This is a genomic window from Streptomyces sp. SID13726, assembly GCF_010548375.1.
GTDB lineage: Bacteria > Actinomycetota > Actinomycetes > Streptomycetales > Streptomycetaceae > Streptomyces.
The window spans coordinates 267,681-286,492 of the sequence record NZ_JAAGLY010000003.1 but is presented as its reverse complement, the minus strand read 5'-3'; the positions used below and the strand labels follow the sequence as shown (position 1 = coordinate 286,492).

General features: G+C 69.0%; 14 protein-coding genes. 8 read left to right on the top strand and 6 right to left on the bottom strand.

All coding sequences use genetic code 11. The annotated features are described in order from the left end of the window. Window positions 1-80 precede the first annotated feature (80 nt). The 6 genes from G3I78_RS08625 to G3I78_RS08600 form a co-directional block, all read right to left on the bottom strand. The gene (locus G3I78_RS08625) at window positions 81-1,034 is read right to left on the bottom strand and encodes a hypothetical protein (protein WP_164422234.1); all 954 of its coding nucleotides are present in this window, start codon (window positions 1,032-1,034) and stop codon (window positions 81-83) included. Between the two features lie 220 nt (window positions 1,035-1,254). Further along, window positions 1,255-2,340, bottom strand: coding sequence for a protein kinase family protein (locus tag G3I78_RS08620; protein ID WP_164422233.1), 1,086 nt, complete (start codon window positions 2,338-2,340; stop codon window positions 1,255-1,257). A 153-nt stretch (window positions 2,341-2,493) separates the two neighbouring features. Then, on the bottom strand, window positions 2,494-3,165 hold the full coding sequence (locus G3I78_RS08615) for a response regulator transcription factor (protein WP_164422232.1): 672 nt from the start codon (window positions 3,163-3,165) through the stop codon (window positions 2,494-2,496). After that, on the bottom strand, window positions 3,162-4,499 hold the full coding sequence (locus G3I78_RS08610; RefSeq protein WP_343243688.1) for a histidine kinase: 1,338 nt from the start codon (window positions 4,497-4,499) through the stop codon (window positions 3,162-3,164). Before G3I78_RS08610 ends, G3I78_RS08615 begins: the two co-directional genes overlap by 4 nt. A 111-nt stretch (window positions 4,500-4,610) precedes the next feature. Continuing rightward, the gene (locus tag G3I78_RS08605; protein ID WP_164422231.1) at window positions 4,611-6,716 is read right to left on the bottom strand and encodes an MMPL family transporter; all 2,106 of its coding nucleotides are present in this window, start codon (window positions 6,714-6,716) and stop codon (window positions 4,611-4,613) included. Window positions 6,717-6,904: 188 nt separating this feature from the next. Then, window positions 6,905-8,329 (bottom strand): amidase, encoded by a 1,425-nt coding sequence (locus G3I78_RS08600; protein ID WP_164422230.1) that lies wholly within the window; start codon window positions 8,327-8,329, stop codon window positions 6,905-6,907. Window positions 8,330-8,523: 194 nt separating this feature from the next. Here G3I78_RS08600 and G3I78_RS08595 point away from each other — a divergent pair, with 194 nt between their 5' ends. The 8 genes from G3I78_RS08595 (at window position 8,524) to G3I78_RS08560 (ending at window position 18,588) form a co-directional block, all read left to right on the top strand. Continuing rightward, window positions 8,524-9,912, top strand: coding sequence for an AbfB domain-containing protein (locus G3I78_RS08595; protein WP_164422229.1), 1,389 nt, complete (start codon window positions 8,524-8,526; stop codon window positions 9,910-9,912). Window positions 9,913-9,952: 40 nt separating this feature from the next. Beyond that, entirely contained in the window at window positions 9,953-14,401 is a 4,449-nt protein-coding gene (locus tag G3I78_RS08590) for a hypothetical protein (protein ID WP_164422228.1), read from the top strand. Window positions 14,402-14,540: 139 nt separating this feature from the next. Beyond that, a complete protein-coding gene (locus G3I78_RS08585) occupies window positions 14,541-15,242 on the top strand; it encodes a Crp/Fnr family transcriptional regulator (protein WP_164422227.1) in 702 nt (233 codons plus the stop codon). Between the two features lie 179 nt (window positions 15,243-15,421). Then, entirely contained in the window at window positions 15,422-16,138 is a 717-nt protein-coding gene (locus G3I78_RS08580) for a hypothetical protein (protein ID WP_343243687.1), read from the top strand. Between the two features lie 62 nt (window positions 16,139-16,200). After that, the gene (locus G3I78_RS08575; protein ID WP_203614703.1) at window positions 16,201-16,410 is read left to right on the top strand and encodes a hypothetical protein; all 210 of its coding nucleotides are present in this window, start codon (window positions 16,201-16,203) and stop codon (window positions 16,408-16,410) included. Then, window positions 16,407-17,150 (top strand): hypothetical protein, encoded by a 744-nt coding sequence (locus G3I78_RS08570; protein ID WP_164422224.1) that lies wholly within the window; start codon window positions 16,407-16,409, stop codon window positions 17,148-17,150. Before G3I78_RS08575 ends, G3I78_RS08570 begins: the two co-directional genes overlap by 4 nt. Beyond that, the gene (locus G3I78_RS08565) at window positions 17,147-17,455 is read left to right on the top strand and encodes a helix-turn-helix domain-containing protein (RefSeq protein ID WP_164422223.1); all 309 of its coding nucleotides are present in this window, start codon (window positions 17,147-17,149) and stop codon (window positions 17,453-17,455) included. The genes G3I78_RS08570 and G3I78_RS08565 overlap by 4 nt, the downstream gene beginning before the upstream one ends. Then, window positions 17,452-18,588, top strand: coding sequence for a hypothetical protein (locus G3I78_RS08560; protein WP_164422222.1), 1,137 nt, complete (start codon window positions 17,452-17,454; stop codon window positions 18,586-18,588). The genes G3I78_RS08565 and G3I78_RS08560 overlap by 4 nt, the downstream gene beginning before the upstream one ends. The last annotated feature ends 224 nt before the right edge of the window (window positions 18,589-18,812 follow it).

Here is an 18,812-nt window from a genome sequence, read left to right as displayed (position 1 = left end):
CGAGTGGGGCGATTGCGGCCCGCTGACCGGCCGGAGCTATGCGTACGGTACGGGCTGCTGTGACCGCATGAATCGGCCCGTCACCGAGATCTGATCACGCGAAGCTCCAGCTCGTGTCTCGCCTCGTTCCGCAAGGTCGTCTCCAGGTGGTGCAACTTGGTGACAAGGCTGTCGTCGTGGTCGAGCACACGGCTCGCCAGGCCGGTCAAGGAGTCGTCCTCATGAGGCGTGGACCACTCGAACAGAAGACTGCACAGTGCGTCACTGCTCTCATCCGGAACGGGCGCCATACGCAAACCGATCCATTCGCGGTCCACCCAATGACTCAGAAGGGCGGTAAATGTGTCGATGCAGTGCCGTTTGTTGTCCGTCTCTGAATCCAACCGCGCAATCAGATCGGCGTACAGCTCGGGCATACCGAGACCCATCACACGTGCGCCCGCATACGCCCAGTAGTCCGATCCCGTCCCACCGCCGTATGCCTCCCAGTGTGGATTCCACAGCAGTCGGGTAAATGCGGCGCGTGCAGCGTCACCATGCAGGGCGATGCCCAGGATCAGCCCGCTGTTGCAATCCGCGGAGGCGCCGCCCTCACCCCATTCGACGAGTTTTTCCCACCATGACGGATCACCCGTCTTCGTGGCAAGGACCGGCAAGAACTCAGGGAAGACACTGGCCCCGACATACCGCTCCAGAGCCTCCGCGATCTCGGTCCTCAGACCTCGACACGAGAGGTGCAGCAACCCCAGGCACGCGTCCATCGACTCGTGCCACGAACCCTCAACGTGCTCCCACAACATCCGCTCGGCCGACTCGCACCCCAAATAACCGACAGCGTGCAGCACACCGGTCGGCACGCCGTCGCGCAACCTTCCCGCCTCAACACCCGCTTCCAGTAGGCGTTCGGCCACACTGATGTCTCCATGTCGAGCGAATACCGGAACCAGCCTCTCGCGCGCTCCGGGATCGTCGAGGAACACCGGGAGAAGCGCCTCCGCATCGGACCGCGACCCGTACCGCAGCACCACGTCCACGACCATCGACTCCCACCGCCCGGTCACCGCAGTGGGATCCCCGACGTACCTGTCAAGCAACTTCCGCGTCGCCCACGAAATCGTCACCTTTGACTGCCACCTCTGCCTAGCCAACGCCGCTCATCTTGGCCGAGGGTCGAGATCACGGCCACGAAGATCCGGTGCACCTCCCCGGCTCTGAAGTCGCATGGAGCCGTGAGGCACGACTGCGGCGCACGATTCACGCTGACGCTGACGCTGACCCGCCGGCCCGGGCCTGCCGGAGCTCAGCTGCGGGGAACGGAGTGCGCTTGGTCTCTGTGACAAGTCGGTGGGCGAAGTCGTCCATGACGACGGCGTGCGGGGCATGACGATCGATGATCGCCGTGATCCCGGGAGGAACGCCGTCGGGGCGGCGGCCCGCGATCCATTCGCGCAGGAAAGTCCCTAGTTCCGTGCCACCGCGCACGGCCTCGGGCAAGTGGTGGCGCAGCAGATGCCACGGTGCATAGCAGCGGTCGTACATGAGGTGATCAGCAAGGAAGGCGGCTTCCTCGGCCGAGAGTTCGAAGCGGTGGCTGAGAGCGAGCCCGAAGTCCGCGAAGTACACCTGTTGACCATCGGTCAGCAGGTTGGCGAAGTGGGCGTCGAAGTGCACCAGCCCACGTGAACTCATGAACTCGGTTCCCCGCAGCAGCGCGTCTTCCACCCACAGATAGGAGGAGTCGCCTCCTGGCTCTGTGCCGGCCGGCTCGCCGGTGCCGCTGAGCCAAGCCGCCAGTGTCTGGGGAACGTGCTCCAGGAAGAGCACCAGGCTGAGGGAGGATTTCCCGATGGCTTCCAGCCGATGACGTACGGCGGACGATCCCTCCCAATGTGCGACGGCCCCCTCGATGCCTCCGAACTCATCAGCGAAGTCGGCAGGAGGCCGGTCCGGCAGAATGCGCCAGTGATACATGAGCGGGAAGCCGGCAAACTCGCCCCTCAGAACCCAAGCGGTCGTCATGACGTGCGCGGCCAGCTCACGCCAGGCCCCAAACCCTGCCGACCCCACGCCGTACTGGTAATAGAGAGGGAGCCTGAACAGGTTGGCGGTCGAGCGCACATGCTCCGGCCGCATCTCGATGTCCGTCAGCGGGATTCGCTTGACGAAGACAGGTATTCCCGCGACCTTCATTTCGCCCCGTCTGCCACCGATGCCCGAGCCCAGTGCCGGCGCGGCAGCCACCGCATCGCCGAGCCTCCGGTCGCTGAGCAACGAGAGCTCTGCTCCGACGGCCGCACAAGCGGATACACGAGCGGCGGGTAGCGGCTCGGTCTCATCCATCGGTGGCTCCTGCCTGACATCACACTGAACACTGACTGCTGTCGATCATGTCAGGCGTCCCGACTCGTCCGTCGTCTCCAGGTGTCGGGACGTGCGGCCGTACGGCCGCACGTCCGCAACGCAGCCTCAACCCGACCCGAAGTAGGCCCGAGTTCAGACAGTCCCAGGTGTCACCAGCCCCGACTCGTACGCCACGATCACCAGTTGCGCCCGGTCCCGCGCCCCCAACTTGCCCATGATCCGGCTGACATGGGTCTTCGCGGTGAGTGGACTGAGTCCCAACGCCTCAGCGATCTCCGTGTTGTTGAGGCCGCGCGCGACCAGCGTGAGCACCTGCCGTTCCCGTTCGGACAGTTCGCTCGGTCCGCCCACCGCGGATGTCGGCACGGTGCTGGGCGCGCGCAGGAAGCGGGCGATCAGGCGCGAGGTGGGACCGGGCGAGAGGAGGGACTCGCCCGCGGCCACCGTCCGGATGGCGTCGAGGAGTTCGGCCGGCCTGATGTCCTTCACGAGGAAGCCGGACGCCCCGGCCCGCAGCGCCTCGACGATGTTCTCATCGGTCTCGTACGTCGTCAGGACGAGCACCTTCACCCCCGCGAGATCCTCGTCGGCGGCGATGAGCCGGGTCGCCTCGATCCCGTCGAGGTCGGGCATGCGGATGTCCATCACCACGAGATCGGCCCGCTCCGACCGGGCCAGCGCCACGGCCTCGTGCCCATTGCCCGCCTCGGCGACGACCTCCATGTCGCCTGCCGACGAGACGAGCATCGCGAAGGAGGCCCGTACGAGATTCTGGTCGTCGGCCAGCAGTACGCGGATGGTCATCGAACCTCGCCCTCCCGGGACAGCGGCAGTGTGGCCGTCACCTCGAAGCCCTCGGCGGGCCCCGGACCGGCGTCCAGTGTGCCGCCCACGCTACGGGCCCGCTCCCGCATTCCGACGAGCCCGAACCCCGACGGGCCGTCGGACGGGCCCACCCCGTCGCCCGTCCCGTCGTCCCTGACGCTCACCCGCAGTGCGCCGTCCGCGGTCCACAGACCCACCCGCACGGTGAGGTCCTCGCGGCCCCCGTGGCGTACGGCGTTGGTGAGCGCCTCCTGCACGATCCGGTACGCGGCGGCGCCCACAGAGGGCGGGACGCCGTCCGCGCGGACGGACAGTTCGACCTTGGCCCCGGCCGCCCGGCCGGACTCCGCGAGACCGGCCAGTCCGTCGATCCCGGGCAGCGGCCCCCGCATGTCCTCGGCCCCGGACACGGAACCGGTCCCCGCTTCAGGATCTGTTCCCGCCCCCACGACCGTGTCATCCGCCCGCAGCACCTCCAGCGTCGTACGCAGTTCCCCCCGGGCGGTCCGGCAGGTCCCCGCGATGTCGTCCAGGGCCTGGGCTACGGCCTTGCGGTCGAGGCGCTCGGGGTCGGCGGTGAGGACGTGGGCCGCCACGGACGTCTGCACGCCGATGAGCGTGATGCTGTGGGCGAGCAGGTCGTGCAGGTCACGGGCCATCCGCAGCCGTTCCTCGGCGACGCGGCGCCTGGCCTCCTCCTCCCGGGTGCGTTCGGCCCGCTCGGCCCGCTCGACGATGGAGGCGACGTACAAGCGGTAGTAGCGGACGGCGATGCCGACAACCAGGACCGCGATGATCCAGCCGGAGATCTCCAGGGAGTCCAGCGCCTCGTCCTGGTCGGTGATGCCATTGCTGACCACTGTCGAGCCGAGGACGGCGACACCGGTGAGCAGCGTGCGGCGTACGGTGCCGGTCGCCGCGACGGTGTAGAGCGCCAGGACGATCGCCGGGACAGGCAGGGTCGGGTTGTAGTCGAAGGCGTAGTACGGAGCCATGCAGGCCACCACCCCGAGCAGGGCCACCACCGGACGGCGGCGCCGCCATACGAGGGGCACGTACCCGGCGAGCAGCAGCGTCCAGCTGAGTTGGCCGGGCCGGGCCCCTTCGCTGCCCATCAGGGTGAGGGCAAAGGCGAGCACGGCGACGCCCAGCGCGAGGACCGCGTCGTTGCGGGTGCGGTGCGGTGCGGTCAGCGGTTCGCGGTTGACGGCGGACATGATGCGCTCGACGCGACGGGACCACCCGCCGCCACCGGCCGCCGTCTCCGCCGCCGACCGGTCTCGTACGCCTGTGGTCGTTCCCCGTTCTTCCACGGCTCCATCTTCCGGTACTCGTGCGGGAACCCGGGCGCTCCTCCGGAAGGAGAGGCACCCGGGCGGGCCCGCCGGATCAAAGTGCTGGATCGAGGCGTTCGATCAACGTGCTCAGCGTGCGCCGACGGTCTCCGGCTGCCGTGGCGGCTCGGTCGGTTCGGCCGGTCCGGGCTCCCGTGAGAGCACGCCAGGCCACCACACCTTCCGGCCCAGGGCGACGCTGGCGCTGGTCACCAGGTACGTCCGTACGAGGAAGGTGTCGAGCAGGACGCCGACGGCGATCACGAAGCCGAGCTGGACCAGTTGCACCAGGCCCATGTTCGTCAGCACGGCGAAGGTCGCGGCGAGGACGAGTCCGGCGGAGGCGATGACGCCGCCGGTGGTACGCAGCGCGGTGAGGGCAGCCGTGGCCGGTTCCGCTCCCGCCAGGGACTCCTCCCTCATCCGGTGCATGAGGAAGATGCCGTAGTCGACGCCCAGGGCGACCAGGAACACGAAGGACAGCAGTCCGAGCCCCGGATCGGTGCCCTTGAGGCCGAGGAGCGGTTCGAAGACCAGTCCGCCGATCCCCAGGGAGGCGCCCCACACCGCGACGACCGCGACCACCAGCAGCAGTGGTGCGACCAGACTCCGCAGCAGCACGATCAGGATGAGCAGCACGGAGACGAGGACGAGCGGCACGATGATCTTCGTGTCCCGGGCGTTGGTGACCTCCAGGTCGATCTGCTGGGCGCTGTCCCCGCCGACGTAGGAGCCCTTCAGTTCCTTCCGCAGGGTCTTGATGGTGGCGGTCTCGCCCGCCGACTGGGGTGCGCTCTTCGCGAAGACGGAGATCTCGGTCCAGCCGTCTCCCGTACGGCCCTTCTCCACGCTGCCGACGCCCGGGATGCCGCGGACAGTCGCGAGGGTCTCGTCGGCGCGCTCCTGCGGGGTGATCACGTCGATGGGCTGGCTGCCCTGCCCGGGAAAGGCCTTGGCGGCGGTCTCCATCGCGACGACGGACTCCGGCTTCTTGACGAAGGAGTCCTCCTGCTTGAGCGCTCCCGGCAGGTTGAACGAGCCCAGCGCCAGGGCGCCGAGCAGTACGGCACCGCTCGCGAGCACGGTCAGCGGCCTGCGTCCGGCAGAGCTGCCCATCGCCGAGAACAGGCTGCGCCGCTTCTTGAGCGTGCTCCCGAAGGCGGGCACGAGCGGCCAGAACACCCGCCGTCCGGCCAGTACGAGGATCGCGGGGAGCAGGGTCAGCATCGCGATCAGCGCGCACATCACACCGACGGCGCCGAGCGGGCCCATGCCCTTGCTGCTGTTGAGGTCGGCGGCGAGCAGACACAGCAGTCCGGCGGCGACGGTGCCGGAGGAGGCGAGCACTGCGGGCCCGCAGCCGCGCAGGGCGGCGATCATGGCCTCGTACGGGCGCTCGATGCGCCGCAGTTCCTCCCGGTAACGCGAGACGAGCAGCAGCGCGTAGTCCGTGCCCGCCCCGAACACGAGGATCGTCATCACGCCCGCGCTCTGCCCCGAGACGGGGGTGCCGAAGGCCTGGTTGAGGCCGTAGGAGACACCCATCGACATGAAGTCGGCGATCCCGGCGACGACGAGGGGCACGAGCCACAGCACGGGGCTGCGGTAGATCAGGATCAGCAGTATGGCGACGACGGCGACGGTGGTGTAGAGCAGCGGTCCGCCGAGCGAGTCGTAGACCGCGCCGGAGTCGGTGTCCAGCCCGCCGGTGCCGCCCACATCGACGCTCAACCCGCCTTCGTCCTGGGCGACTTCGCGGACGTCGGTGACGAGCTTGTCCTGCTTCTCCTCGTCCGCCCCGGGCTCGTTGCTGGCGATCGGGTAGATCAGGGTGGTGCCGTCCTTGGACGGAATCCCCTCGGGAGCACCGTCGATCAGCTCGTGCTGCCGGGTGATCTCCGCGACCTGCCCGGCCGCGGTCTCCCGGTCGGCGGCGCTGAGCCCGCCGTCCCGGTGGTAGACGAGCACCATCTCGGTGGTCTCGCCCCCGGGCAACTTCTCCTCGATCTTCGCCACTTGCGTCGAGTCCGCGCTCGCCGGCAGGTAGTCGGTGACCTTGTCGTGCTGCACGCTGCCGAGCTTCGCGGCGAACGGCCCGACGAGCGCGATCACGGCGATCCACAGCCCGAGCACCGCCCATGGAACGGCTCGCCCGCGCCCCGGCCTCGTCGTAGCGGTCTTCTCTCCGGCCCTCATTGACCGATCTCCCTCCGGATGACGTCTGCTTCGGTCCCCAGACTTCCGCTGAGAACCACGGCTTTCGTCGGGCGGGAGGGCGAGGTGACGCTTACTGCCGGGGGCGGCAGCGGGAGCGGATTACTCCCCGGGGAGTAGCAGGTGGACGGCGCGCCGAGCGTGGGACGCGACTCGGCCAGCGAAACGGGCTACCCGGCCGGTGAATCCGCGGTGACCCGGGGCTCCGGCCACACCTCGTGCCAGCGCAGCTCCGCCTCCAACTGCCCCGCCAGCGAGAGGAGCAGCGGTTCGCTGTTCGCCGGACCGAGCAACTGCGCCCCCACGGGCAGCCCTTCGCCGACGAACCCGGCGGGCACGTTGACCCCGGGCCACCCGAGCACGTTCCACGGCCACGCGTAGGGACAGGCCGCGATCATCGCCCGGTCGGTGGCCAGCCCGCCCAGCTCCAGCATGGCGCCGACGCGCGGCGGGGGAGCGGCCGTGGTGGGGGCGAGGACGACGTCGTACGACGAGAAGAACCCGCCGATACGGCGGTGCAGGACCGCCTCCGCGCGCCGCGCCGCCCTGAGCGGGACCCCGCCGAGAAGGCCGCCGCGCCGGGCCGCGTCCCGGGTGCGACGGTCGAGCAGTGCCGGGAAGGGCGCCTCGCGGACCCGCTCGGCGAGACCCACGGTGGCGCGCGGGATGAAGGTGAGTCCGATCTGCCCGTACGGCGGATCGGCCTCCTCGACCGTGTGCCCCAACTCGCTCAGTTTCTCGGCGAGTTCGACGATCCGCGCCCGGACCTCCGGCTGGAGCCGCGCGGGCAGTGCGGTGAACGGCGGCTTCAGGGCGAGGGCAATGCGCAGCCGTCCGGGGTCGCGGCGAACCGCGGCCGAGGCGTCGACGGCGGGCGGTCGGTGCGGGTCCAGGTCGTGGTTGCCGCTCGCGGCGTCGAGGAGCAGGGCCGCGTCGGCGACCGTGCGGGCGAGGGTGCCGTTGACGGTGATGCCCTGGAAGGACTCGCCGCGTGGCCAGGTGGAGATGCGGCCGCGCTGCGGCTTGATGCCGACCAGGTGGGTCCAGGAGGCGGGGATGCGCACCGAACCGGCCCCGTCCGAGCCGAGCGCGGCGGGCACGAGTCCTGCGGCCACGGCGGCGGCGGACCCGCCGGACGAACCGCCGGGTGTGTGCCGCGGGTTCCACGGATTGCGGGTCGCCCCGAAGGCGGGCCCCTCGGTGAACGGCCACTGCCCGAACTCGCAGGTGTTGGTCTTGCCGACGATCACGGCCCCGGCCGCCCGCAGCCGCCGTACCGCCTCACCGTCCCTGGCGACCGCGGGGAACTCGCCCTCGCAGCCGAACGCGGTGGGCTCGCCCGCCACGTCCATGTCGTCCTTGACGGCGACGGGCACGCCGAGCAGCGGTTGCCGTGCCCCGGCGGCCAGTTGGGCGTCCGCGGCCACCGCCTCGGCGAGCGCGGACTCGGTCCGTACGACCCGAAAGGCGTTGAGCGAACCCTGGGTCGCCGCGATCCGTGCCAGTGTCTGCTCGACGAGGGCCAGGGAGGTGATCTCGCCGTCGGCCAGTGCTCGGGCGGTCGCCACCAGCCCGGCGGAACGCTCGTACGTCATGCGGGGACTCCTCAGGGCTCCGGACCGACGCCGTCTACCGAACGGTAACGTCGGAAAGCGCTTCGCCGGAACAGGCTGTGCATGCAAGGGGATTGACGCGTTCCGGTCACCCCCTTACGGTCTGACCGACTTTCCGAACTCCGTTCGGTATGCCGGACGTTCGAGCCGCGTTCTTGTCCGAGGGAGAGCCGCCCGTGACCACACGATCCCCCCAGCCGTCCCGCCGCACCCTGCTCCGCGCCCTGGCCGCGCTGCCGGCCTCGGCCGTCCTGCTCGGCGAACTGCCCGGTCTCGCCGGTACAGCCCTCGCCGCCGCCCCGCCCAGCGGCTCGGCCACCCGGTACACGATCGTGCCGTTCCTCAACAGCAACGACGGCACGGTCAACGTCTACCAGTCCGACGACGCCACGGACTTCCGGCTCCTGAAGTCCTCCGCCTACACACCGCCCGGCAACAGGATCCGCGACGCGAGCGTCCTCAAGCACACCGACGGCTACTACTACGTCACCTACACCACCCACACCTGGCAGGACGTCAGCACCACCATCGGCTTCGCACGCAGTTCCGACCGGGCCAACTGGACTTTCCTGTACGACTACACGGTCCCGATCACCAATCTGTCCCGCGCGTGGGCGCCGGAGTGGTTCGTCGACAGCGACGGCAGCGTGAACGTGATCGTGTCCTGCTCGCTCACCAGCGACGAGTGGATCTTCACGCCGTACCGGCTGCGGGCGACGAACTCCGCACTGACGGCCTGGAGTTCACCGGTGGCGCTGTCCGGCATCGGCTCGAACCACATTGACACGTACATCGTGAGGAACGGCTCGACCTACCACGCCTTCACGAAGAACGAGACGACCAAGTACATCGAATACGCGACGGCGTCCGCCCTGGGCGGGCCCTACACGATCTCCAGAACGGGCGACTGGGCGGGCTGGGGCAGCTACCGCGAGGGCCCGTCCGTGATCCAGCTCGACAACGGCGGCTGGCGGATCTTCTTCGACGGCTACGGCGACGGCACCTACTACTACAGCGACAGCTACGACACCTTCGCGACCTGGTCGACGCCGACCGCGCTGCCCGTGGTCTCCGGCACCGCGCGCCACTTCACGGTCATCAAGGAGACGGTCTCCGGAGGCCCTTCCCTCGCGAAGAACGTCACCCGCTCCTTCCAGTCCGCCAACTACTCCACCCGCTACTGGCAGACACAGTCCTCGCTCCTCAACCTCCCGGTGGTCACCGGCTCCAGCACATCCGCCGAGAAGACGGCCTCCACCTTCACCGTCGTCGCCGGCCTTGCCGACTCGAACGGCTACTCCTTCCGCGACTCCTCCGGCAACTACCTCCGCCACTGGGACTTCCGCGCCCGCTTCGACACCAACGACGGCAGCTCGACCTTCGCCAAGGACGCGACGTTCATCGCCCGCACGGGTTCCTCGTCGGGCTCGATCCGCTGGGAGTCGTACAACTACCCGGGGTACTTCCTGCGCCACTACAACTACCAGCTGCGGGTGGAACGGACGAACGGGACGGATCTGTTCCGGCAGGACAGCTCTTTTGTGCCGGTGACTGCCTGGGGCTGAGCCGGGACGTTACCCTCGGCCGAAGGGCAGGGGGGCGCCGGTGGCACCACGGTCGGGTGGCGAGGCGGACAAGTTCGGCAACCGTTACGAGGGAGCCTGGACGATCAGGCACGCCCTGTACGTACTGCTGGGCTCAGGCACGTCCCTCTGCGTCGAACCGGTTGGGCCACTGGGCGACGGGGTCGAGTTCGTCTACCAGCATGCCCACGGGACGGAGACTCATCAGGTCAAACGGCAGAACCGCAACGCGAACAGCTGGAATGTGTCCTCCCTCCGCGACAAGGGAGTGTGGGAGAGCCTGCGTTCGCACGTCGAGGCGGGTCGTGAATTCCACTTCGTTTCCCTGCTCCCCGCCCGTGAGCTTGCCGAGCTCGCCGATCGTGCCCGTCGGTCGGATGATCTCGCTTCTTTCGAGACCGATTGGTTGACGGACGATCTCCGAGGCCCCTTCAACGCCCTCGCCGCAGGTCCCAACTTCGGTTCGACCGCCACGGCCTGGAGGATGCTGAGAGGGTCCTGGTTCGAATGGCACGATGAACGGGATCTCGTGCGCATCAACGCCGTCCTGGCCGAACAAGTCCTGGCCGGGGCACCGGGCCGCCTGGCGGCGCTCGCCCTCGGTCAAGTCCTGCTCGACAACCTTGGCACCACCCTCGATGCCGCGGCGCTCATCGCCCGGATGGCGCCGTATGAGCTGCGGATCGTCGCGCGAGCCGACGCCGTCGTCGTGTCCGACGCTGCGCGAACGGTGACGCACCGATGGGCCGCGAGCGTTGAACGTACGCTGCTGCGGCCCACCATCCCCCGGGAGGAAGCCGTCCGCCTCGTGACGGAGGCGAGGAACGGGGCCCGACGGCTCGTCCTGCTGACCGGAGCCGCGGGCAGCGGGAAGAGCGCGGTGCTGCACCAGACCTTCACCGCCCTCGACGAGTCGGACACTCCGGTTCTGGCTTTCCGACTCGACCGCCTGGAGCCCTTCCGCTCGACCCACCAACTGGGACAGCGTGTCGGCCTGCCCATATCCCCGGTCGGCGCTCTCGGTGCGATGGCCAACGGGCGGCCGTGTGTCCTCGTCGTGGACCAGCTCGACGCCGTCAGCATGGCATCGGGACGTATCCCGGAGACCTTCGACGCGGTGGCCGATCTCGTGGACGAAGCCGCGGCCCATCCGGCCATGTGCGTGGTCCTGGCCTGCCGAGCGTTCGACGCCGAAGCCGACACCCACATCCGCAGACTCACCGCGCCGGAACGCTGCACACGCGTCGCGGTCGGTGAGCTCTCCGACGCACAGGTCGAGACCGCCGTCACCCCCATGGGCCTGGACGCCTCTCGGCTGACCCCGCCACAACGGGCATTGCTGCGTTCACCGCTTCATCTCGTCCTCCTCACGCAGGTCGCGGACAGGGGGGAAGCCCTCCTGCTCCACACCACCCGGCAGCTTTTCGACGCCTTCTGGGACACCAGACAGGAGGAGTGCGCGCGACGCCCGTCCGTGCGGTTCCACGACGCGGTCTCGGCCGTCGTCGCCGCCATGAGCGCGCGCCAGAGGCTGTCCGTGCCGCAGAGCGTGCTCGACACGGACGACCTCGTGGTGACCCGGAAGGTGCTGGAGTCGGAACAGGTCTTTGTGTGTGACGGCCATCAACTGGCCTTCTTCCACGAGAGCTTCTTCGACTACGCGTTCGCCCGCGATTGGCTCAGGCGCGAGGAGAGCCTGGTTGCGTTCCTCACCGGCGGGGAGCAGGAGTTGTTCCGCCGCGCGCAGCTTCGACAGGTGCTCGATCACCTGCGGGATCTCGACCCGGAGCGGTTCGCCGAAGAGGTCGAGGCACTGCTGACCAGTCCGGACATTCGCTACCACCTCAAGCATCTGACCCAGGACGTGTTGCGCGGTCTGGACGCTCCCACCACCGCCGAGTGGGATGCCGTTGCCCGCGTACTGAATCTGCGGCCAACGTTTCAGGAGCGCCTTGTCGACATGCTCGGTACGCCTGCCTGGTTCTGTCGTGCGGACGACGAAGGGGTCCTCGAGAGCTGGCTCGACAGTGCCGACACGAGGGAACAGGACCGGGCGGCAAGGCTGTTGACGGCGGTCGCCAGTACCTTGCCCGATAGGGTGGCTCGCCTCCTGGGACCGTACGCCGCGGACTCCAGATACGGCGCCTGGCTGATCCGGATCGTCCCCCACGCGCACCTCGCCGGCAGCCGAACGCTCTTCGACCTCCTGCTCGACGGGGTGCGGGCGGGCCTCTTCACCGGAGCAGAACACGCCCTCTGGGACGCCGCGGGTGATCTGGCGGCCGAAGAACCCCTATGGGCGGTCGAGTTGCTGAGTGCACTGCTGGCGGAACGCCGCGACGCACTCCGGCTCGACGACGAAGGCAGGGTGGAGGTACTCCGGATTCGGGACGGCGAAGCCCTTCGGATGGTTTCCGCCGCCGTTGTCGGTGCGCCGGAGGAGTTCTGCGTCCGGATGTTGCCGATCCTCCTGACCGTGATGAAGCTGACCGTCTACCCGGTACGTGCGGGGTGCCCCGCCCGTGATCGGCACTTCTCGCATCGCCATCCAGGTGACGACCATGGTGACCTGGGCCACGCTCTGTTCCAGGGCACGGCCGAAGCTCTGCGAAGCACGGCCGGCCGGGACGCCGAGCGAGCGCGTGGACTGGTGGAACAACTGGCGAGCGAGCCGTACGAGTCGGCGCAGTGGCTGCTCTATCAGGCACTGGCCGCGGCGGGAGCGAACCTTGCCCCGTGGTCCGCCGAGATCCTTCTCCAAGGAAGACACCGGCTGTTGTCCGGCTACGCCGCCAATGCGGTGTGGGGCGCCCGGGAGGTCCTCTGTGCCATCGGCGATGTCCTGCCCGAGAACACCTTTGGGCGGCTGGAGCAGTTCTTGCTCCACCTGCGCCTTCCGCCGGAGGAAAACCTGTCGCCCTGGCACGAGTTCACTCTGCTGACGGCGCTTCCCGAAGAGCGGCTCTCCGCGCGGGCGACGCGCCGACTCGGAGAACTGCGCAGGCTGCACGGCGACACACGGGAGCCGGACGAACCTGAGGGCGCAACAGGCGGGTTCGTCGGGTCGCCCATCCCGTTGGAAGCCGCCCAGCAGATGACTGACGACCAGTGGTTGGGGGCCATACGGAAGCACAGCCGGGACCGGACCGACTGGATGACCAACACCGGCGGGGCGCGTGAGCTGGCCAACGTGCTGCGGAGGCTGACGCTGGCGGACCCCGGCAGGTTCGCCGGACTCGCGCTGCGGATCGACGCCGGGACACACCCGGCCTACGGTGCCTCGTTGCTCCTCGGGCTGGGAGACGCAGAGCCGTACCGCGACCCGGAAACCGTCTTCGCGGCGGTGCGCCATTTCGCAGGCAGGGGCAGACCGGAACAAGATCGTTGGCTGGGGCACGCACTCGACAGGTACCTGGACCACGTGCCGCTCGACTTGGTGGAGGCGCTCCTGAGCCGGGCTCTCGACTCGGGACGTCCGAACGGTGCCGACAATCCCTTCAGCGTGGATGGGAACGGAGTGACACGTGATCTGCTCACTGCCGGGATCAACACCGTACGGGGCAGCGTCGCTGAGAGCCTCGGGGATCTGCTCTTGCACGACACCGACGGGTCCCGCGCTGCCCTGATCGTCCCTCACCTGCGCCGACTGGCGGCTGATCCGTCCCTCGACGTCCGGGCATGCGTGGCTCACACGCTGGGCGCTTCGATCCGTCACGACCGGGCTGCCGCGGCCGATGCCTTCGAGGTGCTCGTACGGGCCCCCGACCCCTTGCTGGCGTCTCCGTACGTCCGTCGCCTGACCATTGCCCTGATGCACGGAGACCCCGCCTCGGCCGGACCGATGACAGAACGCATGCTGCACTCCCCGGTAGGGCCGGTACGCCGGGTCGGTGGCCAGATCGCAGCGCTGGCCGCGATGGAGTGGGAGGCCCCCGATCTGTTGGCCAAGGTGCTCACCGGGAACGACACCCCGCAGCGGCAGGGGGCCGCTGACGTGTGTGCCCAACGCCTCCTGAACACCGGTGACGCGAAGCTCGCCCATCACGCACTCGTCCGGTTCTTCCACGATCCCGCCGAGGAGGTGCGGGAAGCCGCCGTCGGGGTGGTCTCCGCGCTGCGTGGCCAACGGCTCAGGCCCTACCGGCGGACACTCATCGCGCTGATCGACTCCCGTGCTTTCGGGATGGCTGTGTCTCAGTTGCTGATCACGCTCGAACGTGCCCCTGACCGCGTCGACGAACTGGTTCTCACCTGTGTACGGCGCTTTGTCGTGGTGTACGGAGCCGCTTCGGGGGACCTCGCCCGCGGTGCGGCGGGGGACGCCCGCCATATCGGCCGGCTGCTGGTCCGTGCGTATGTCCAGGCACCTTCACCCGCGCGTCGGTCAGAGATCCTCGATCTGCTGGACCAACTGCTGCTCCTCGGCTCTTACGGCGTGGCTGGTGCGATCACCAACTCCGACAGAAGCTGAACAGGACTGAACCTGCCCGGATCTGCCTATGCCGGGTGCTCCGGTTGTGCGCTGCCGCGCGCCCCGGCGTGCGTCCGGCGCCCCCGTGGGCCGGGCCGAAACGTTCGCCACGTCGGTGAGCGAGTGCTGTCCTGTGAGGATGACGCAGGGTTCGAATCTCAACGGCCGCATGGCATTCCTCGACACATTGCCGCCCGAAGCGCGCACGGCCTTCGAACAACTCGGCAGCCGACGTCACTACGCCGGGGGAGACGTATTGATCCATGAGGGCGACCACACTCAGGACCTGGTGGTTCTCCACGAGGGTTTCGTGAAGGTGACCGTCCGGCTGGACCGTGACCGCATGTCGCTCATGGACATCTGGATCGGAGGGGACGTCGTGGGTGAGGGGGCGGCCATGGGGGTCGGACCACGATCGGCTACGGTCACCGCCTGCACAGAGGTGGTCGCCGCTGTCGTGCCGAGATCCGAGCTGGAAGCCTTCCTTCTGGCCCATCCGGAGATTTCACTGTCGCTCATCCAGATGGTGTGCGGTCGGTTGCGTCGCTCCGACCGCCTCCGGCTTGAACTCGGCGGATATCCGGTCCCGGTTCGGCTGGCGCGTGTCCTCGTCGAACTGGCCACCACGTACGGGCGGCCTGATCGGAACTCGCTGCGCATCGACGTGGGCCTGTCCCAGCTCGAGTTCGCCGCTCTCGCCGGCGCCAGAACGCGCAGCGTGCACAAAGCGCTTGGGCAGTTGCGGGACAAGGGCATCATCAGTACCGACTGTCGGCTGACCCATGTACGGGATCTGGCCGGTTTGCACAAGGCCGCGCTGCTGGGTGCGCCGATCTCCTGAAGCCATGTCAAGAATGCCGCACTAATGCGGCATTCTTGGTCGCTCCCGCCCCTTCCTTCCACAGTTGGCGTGCACCGCATCCAACCCCATGTGGAAGGTGGCAAGTTGTCGTGAACGCTCTCTCTCATTCCCTCCCGCCGGACGGTCCGACACACCGTCGGCTGTGTCTTGCCGCGGACGTGGAGCAGTACAGCCGGCTCGACACCCGGACACAGTCGGCCGTCCAGTCGGAGCTGGTCCGGATGCTGGACGAGGCGGCTGCGCTGTCCGGGCTGGACCGGACGGCGTGGACGCGTCAGCCGCAGGGCGACCTGGAGTTCGCCGTTCTCCCCGAGGCCACGCCGGAGGACGCAGTGCTGGGCCCCTTCGTCCACCATCTCGCGGTCCGCCTCGGAGACCGCAACACCCTCCCGGCCGCCCAGCGGATCCGGCTGCGGCTGGCCATGGACACCGGCGTGGTCGCCGACGCCGCCCTCGGCCATGCAGGACCGGCCCCGGTCGCCGTGGCCCGTTACATCAACACACCCCAGCTCCGATCCGTACTCGCCACCCTCACCGCGGCGGATCTCGCGGTCATCGTGTCGGACCGGCTCTACCAGGACGTCGTACGGTCCGGGCGGCCGGATCTCGACGCCGGGCAGTACGTCCGCGTCCACGTGCGAGTGAAGGAGTTCGGTGGCTACGGCTGGATCCGCGTGCCGGGTCACGCGCCGGACGAGGTGCGGTCGGCCGTGGCAGAGGCGCCGAAGCCCTCGGTGGACGCCGATGCACCGAGCCGGACGACCCTCTCCCAGCGCGTCCATCAGGGGGCTGCTGTCGGCCGGGACGTCGTCGGTGGCCTCACCGTCGGTCTTCCCGTGCCGCCTCCAGCGGCCGGCCCCTGGCCCGCAGGGTGAAGGCGCTCTCGGATGCCCCGCCCTGGCGTGAGCGGAGCGACGGCCAGTGGGCGGACTACGGCGTGAACGTCGGTCACGCCGTGTACGGCGGCGTTCACTTCCACGCGCCCGCCACACGGTTCGGATACCGCAACTCCGCGCCGCAGCCGGCCCGCAGGACATGGCACGAGGCCGTGGAAAGGGCCCTGACCGAGCTCGCACATGCCTGCGGCCGAACCGCTGCCGCCATGACGTACCTGCGGCCCGACGAGGCCGGAAAGGAGGAGGCGTGACTGCGACCGGACCTGGGAGGGTCTTCGCCCGGATCGACCGGCACGTTCTCGGATCACCCGACACCATACGGCCGTGCCTCACGGTGGACGTCGGCTCCCGTGCGCTTTCGCTGTCCCTGGAAGAGAGCAGGGGCGCGCTCTATGGCCCCCGACGCGACGCGGTACTGGGCTCCGCGGTCTGGCGGCAGGCCGTCACCAAGGCCCTGAGGGAGCCGCGGGACGGCGACGGCGCCGGACGACTGCTCGTCGTCTGGCTGGTCCTCCCCGGGCTGTACCGCAACCTGCACCGAATTCTGCGCCGCTGGCGGCGCCTCGACCAGGCTGATCTGGAGGCGGAGGCCGTCCTGGCGGTGCTGGCCACCCTCGACACGGTGGATCCGGACAACCCGGACGCAGGCGGCTGCCTGACCAAGGAAGCGGTGAACCGGATGTGGGCCTACGCGAAGAGGGTCACGCGGGAGATCCCGGTCGTCGACATCCTCGCCCTCGCCGAGGCCCGCAATTCCACCGTTGCGCCGGATGAACCGCCCGACCCTCCCGAGGGGTGGCAACTGCACATCACGCCACCGCCCCGCCGTGAGGGCCTCTACGCCACGATCCGCTTCGCCGAGCCGCATCGCGGGCAAGACGGCCCTCGGACCAGCAGCCGCCTACCCGACCTGGTGTTCCGTGCCCGCCGCCATGAGGAGGCCGACCTCATCGGCACGCTGGTCCTGCGTCCTGCGGGAGCCCACCGGTGAGCGCGCGGTCCGGCCCGCCGCTCGGTTTCGCGGAGGCACTCGACCTGCCCCTGATCGTCGACCTGCGCACAGCCGCCCGGGCGTTCGGTATCTGCCCCGCGACGGCCTACAAGCTGATCCGCCTCGGAACTTTCCCCTGCCCCGTGCTGCGGGTCGGCGGACGCTACCGCATCCCCACCGCCTATCTGCTGCGCACCCTCGGAATCGAGGAACGCCCGGTGTACGCCGTCCCGCTGGAGGACGACGAGGAGTCCGCAGCCCAGTCCCACGACGCCCACGTTCGCGCATCGGAGGTTCCCGCATGATCACGTCACAGACGCTCCGTCCGGAGCCCGACCAGCCCCTCAGGTGCTTCGCCGTGGGCCCGATCGGCAACTCGCACGCCGCACACGGCAGCGCCGAGCGCGTCGCGTACGAGCACCACCTGCGCATCTTCGAGCAGGTGATCGTCCCCGCCTGCGAGAAGTACGGCATCAGCGCCCTGCGTGCGGACGGCATCGCACACGCCGGTGACATCAATGAGCAGATCTGCCGATACGTCGTCGAGTCCGACCTCGTGGTCGCGGACGTCAGCGGCGGCAACCCCAACGTGATGTACGAGCTGGGGCTGCGGCACATCACGGGCAAGCCGACGATCCACATCGGAGAGCAAGGACAGCTGCCCTTCGACATCGCGTCGATCAGGACGATCCGCTACGGGCGGACCCGCAGTGATCTGACCGGAGCGCGCATGGAGATCGAGAGCGCCCTGGAGGCCGGGCTCCGGGACGGCTTCGAACTCCTCACACCGGCGAGGGTGTTGCGCGGACTCCAGAACGGTGACGGAGGGGATTCCGCTCCTGCGGTCGGCAAGAGCGGGGAGGGAGAGGACGAGGACTCGCCCGGTCTGCTCGACGACTTCGCCGTCATCGAGGACGGGCTGGACGAGATGGCCGCGGACATGGAAGCGCTCACCAAGACGGTCGAGACGATCGGAGCACGGACCGAGCAGTCCAGTACCGAGATGCTCGATCTGGCCCAGGCGAACGCGCCCGTGAGTGCGCGGCTTGCCGCCGTCGCCCGCTACGCGGAGACGATCAGCGCACCGGCTGGCGAACTGAACGCCATCTCGACCGCGTTCGCGGAGCGGATGGCGACGCTGGACAGCGGGGTCCGGGCCGCGCTGGGGCTCATCGAGATGACGCCGCCCGACGACCGCGGTGAGGGAACGGAGGAATTCCTGGAGCAGTTGATGTCCCTGGAGGAGACCGCGCAGGAAAGTCTGGGGCAGATCGGCTCCTTCGGTACCTCGGCGGTCGGCATGCTCCGGGTGAGCAGGCACCTCCGCAAGCCGGTGAAGGAGATCTCCGCCGCGGTACGGCAACTGACGTCCGCCATCACGAGGATGGGGGACTGGGCGGCCAAGGCCCGAGCACTGTCGTCCGGTCCCACGACCTGACAATCTCTTCGCACAGAGCTCGGGCTTCATTGGCGGCCCGGGTTCTGTGTCGTCGGGGTTGTGCTGAGGGGCGGCGAGAGCGCGGGACGAGTGCTGGGCGGTGGGCGTAGGCGCCGCGCAGGAACAGGTGGGGCAAGACGTCGTCGTACCGCCGTACGGCTGTCGGCGCGCACCGGCTTTCGGGGCCGTCGGCATGCTGAGCAACGGCAGGGCGCAGAGTCGGA